The following is a 3,469-nucleotide window of genomic DNA, read 5'->3' on the forward strand; positions in this document are numbered from 1 at the left end:
CGAAAGAAGTCCGGCGGTGTCCTACTCTCCCACAGGGTCCCCCCTGCAGTACCATCGGCGCTGTGAGGCTTAGCTTCCGGGTTCGGAATGTAACCGGGCGTTTCCCTCACGCTATGGCCGCCGAAACACTATTGATGTTTCAGTCTGCACAACGAATATTCGTTATGCGGTTCTCGACCGTACATCGAGAACCACTCAGTGGACGCAAGCACCTAAACGGTGTGTTATCAAGTCATCGGCTTATTAGTACCGGTCAGCTTCACGTGTTACCACGCTTCCACATCCGGCCTATCAACCCAGTAGTCTGGCTGGGAGCCTCTCACCCGAAGGTATGGAAATCTCATCTTGAGGCCGGCTTCCCGCTTAGATGCTTTCAGCGGTTATCCATCCCGAACGTAGCTAACCAGCGGTGCTCTTGGCAGAACAACTGGCACACCAGAGGTTCGTCCAACCCGGTCCTCTCGTACTAGGGTCAGATCCTCTCAAATTTCCTACGCGCGCAGCGGATAGGGACCGAACTGTCTCACGACGTTCTAAACCCAGCTCGCGTACCGCTTTAATGGGCGAACAGCCCAACCCTTGGGACCTACTCCAGCCCCAGGATGCGACGAGCCGACATCGAGGTGCCAAACCATGCCGTCGATATGGACTCTTGGGCAAGATCAGCCTGTTATCCCCGAGGTACCTTTTATCCGTTGAGCGACAGCGCTTCCACAAGCCACTGCCGGATCACTAGTCCCGACTTTCGTCCCTGCTCGACCTGTCAGTCTCACAGTCAAGCTCCCTTGTGCACTTACACTCGCCACCTGATTGCCAACCAGGTTGAGGGAACCTTTGGGCGCCTCCGTTACTTTTTGGGAGGCAACCGCCCCAGTTAAACTACCCACCAGGCACTGTCCCTGAACCGGATTACGGTTCGAAGTTAGATATCCAGAGTGACCAGAGTGGTATTTCAACAATGACTCCACGGTAACTGGCGTCACCGCTTCAAAGTCTCCCACCTATCCTACACAAGCCACACCGAACACCAATACCAAGCTGTAGTAAAGGTCACGGGGTCTTTCCGTCCTGCTGCGCGTAACGAGCATCTTTACTCGTAATGCAATTTCGCCGAGTTCGCGGTTGAGACAGTTGGGAAGTCGTTACGCCATTCGTGCAGGTCGGAACTTACCCGACAAGGAATTTCGCTACCTTAGGATGGTTATAGTTACCACCGCCGTTTACTGGGGCTTAAATTCTCAGCTTCGCCTTGCGGCTAACCGGTCCTCTTAACCTTCCAGCACCGGGCAGGCGTCAGTCCGTATACATCGTCTTGCGACTTGGCACGGACCTGTGTTTTTAGTAAACAGTCGCTACCCACTAGTCTCTGCGGCCTCCACGCCCTTTCGGAGTAAATCCTAATAAGCGGAAGGCCCCCCTTCTCCCGAAGTTACGGGGGCATTTTGCCGAGTTCCTTAACCACGATTCTCTCGATCTCCTTGGTATTCTCTACCTGACCACCTGAGTCGGTTTGGGGTACGGGCGGCTTGAACCTCGCGTCGATGCTTTTCTTGGCAGCATAGGATCACCCACTTTTTATCCGCATCGTGTCTCAGCCTTAATGAGAGACGGATTTGCCTATCTCTCGGCCTACGCACTTGCCCCGGGACAACCATCGCCCGGGTTGGGCTACCTTCCTGCGTCACACCTGTTAATACGCTAGCCGCACCAGAACGGGGTCGAGCGTTAGACCGGCCGGCTTCACCCCGAAGGGATCCACTCAGCCGGGTTAGGACTCTTAGCACCACTGGATTAGCTTGGGCGGTTCTTCGCCGGTACGGGAATATCAACCCGTTGTCCATCGACTACGCCTGTCGGCCTCGCCTTAGGTCCCGACTTACCCAGGGAAGATTAGCTTGACCCTGGAACCCTTGGTCTTTCGGAGGACGTGTTTCTCACACGTCTTTCGCTACTCATGCCTGCATTCTCACTCGTGTAGCCTCCACGGCTGGTTCACACCGCCGCTTCGCTGGCCACACGACGCTCTCCTACCCATCAACACGGCTGGACCACGAAGGCCTACCAATAATGTCAATGCCACAACTTCGGTGGCGTGCTTGAGCCCCGTTACATTGTCGGCGCGGAATCACTTGACCAGTGAGCTATTACGCACTCTTTCAAGGGTGGCTGCTTCTAAGCCAACCTCCTGGTTGTCACAGCAACTCCACATCCTTTCCCACTTAGCACGCGCTTTGGGACCTTAGTTGGTGGTCTGGGTTGTTTCCCTCTCGACTATGAAGCTTATCCCCCACAGTCTCACTGCTGCGCTCTCACTTACCGGCATTCGGAGTTTGGCTGACGTCAGTAACCTTGTAGGGCCCATCGGCCATCCAGTAGCTCTACCTCCGGCAAGAAACACGCAACGCTGCACCTAAATGCATTTCGGAGAGAACCAGCTATCACGAAGTTTGATTGGCCTTTCACCCCTATCCACAGCTCATCCCCTCAGTTTTCAACCTAAGTGGGTTCGGTCCTCCACGACGTCTTACCGTCGCTTCAACCTGGCCATGGATAGATCACTTCGCTTCGGGTCTAGGACATGCGACTGAATCGCCCTATTCAGACTCGCTTTCGCTACGGCTACCCCACACGGGTTAACCTCGCCACATATCGCTAACTCGCAGGCTCATTCTTCAAAAGGCACGCTGTCACCCCTACTAAGGAGGCTCCAACGGTTTGTAAGCAAACGGTTTCAGGTACTATTTCACTCCCCTCCCGGGGTACTTTTCACCTTTCCCTCACGGTACTTGTCCGCTATCGGTCATCTGGGAGTATTTAGGCTTATCAGGTGGTCCTGACAGATTCACACGGGATTTCTCGGGCCCCGTGCTACTTGGGATACTCTTCGCGTCAAGAGAGGCATTTCGACTACGGGGTTGGCACCCTCTATGACCCGCCTTTCAATGCGGTTCGTCTATACCTTCTTGTAACGCCGACAGATCGGCAGAACTGTCTGAAAAGTCCCACAACCCCGAATACGCAACTCCTGCCGGATATCACACGTACTCGGTTTAGCCTGTTCCGGTTTCGCTCGCCACTACTAACGGAATCGCGGTTGCTTTCTCTTCCTGTGGGTACTGAGATGTTTCACTTCCCCACGTTCCCTCTACCCGCCCTATATATTCAGGCGGGAGTCACTAGGTCGGCACGCCGCCCAGCGGGGTTTCCCCATTCGGACACCCTCGGATCAAAACTTGCTTATCAGTTCCCCGAGGCTTATCGCAGATTGCTACGTCCTTCTTCGGCTCCAGATGCCAAGGCATCCACCGTTTGCTCTTAAAGACTTGAAATCACATGAGTTGAATCGTCAATCGAAATTGACTAATGATCTTTAAGATCATCTTTCTGAACCGATCAAAGATCAGTTCAAAGATGCTCGCGTCCACTGTGTAGTTCTCAAAGTACGGGCGGTACCTCCCCCGCACCGGCA

Annotated in this window: 2 rRNA genes; both read right to left on the reverse strand. The window is 54.3% G+C overall.

What is annotated here, in order from left to right:
- Positions 1-8 precede the first annotated feature (8 nt).
- A 5S ribosomal RNA gene (rrf, locus tag MRBLMI1x_RS14510) occupies positions 9-125 on the reverse strand.
- Positions 126-223: 98 nt separating this feature from the next.
- A 23S ribosomal RNA gene (locus MRBLMI1x_RS14515) occupies positions 224-3,329 on the reverse strand.
- Between the last annotated feature and the right edge of the window lie 140 nt (positions 3,330-3,469).

Origin of the sequence: Microbacterium sp. LMI1x-1-1.1 (genome assembly GCF_040676205.1) — a bacterium.
Classification (GTDB): domain Bacteria; phylum Actinomycetota; class Actinomycetes; order Actinomycetales; family Microbacteriaceae; genus Microbacterium; species Microbacterium aquilitoris.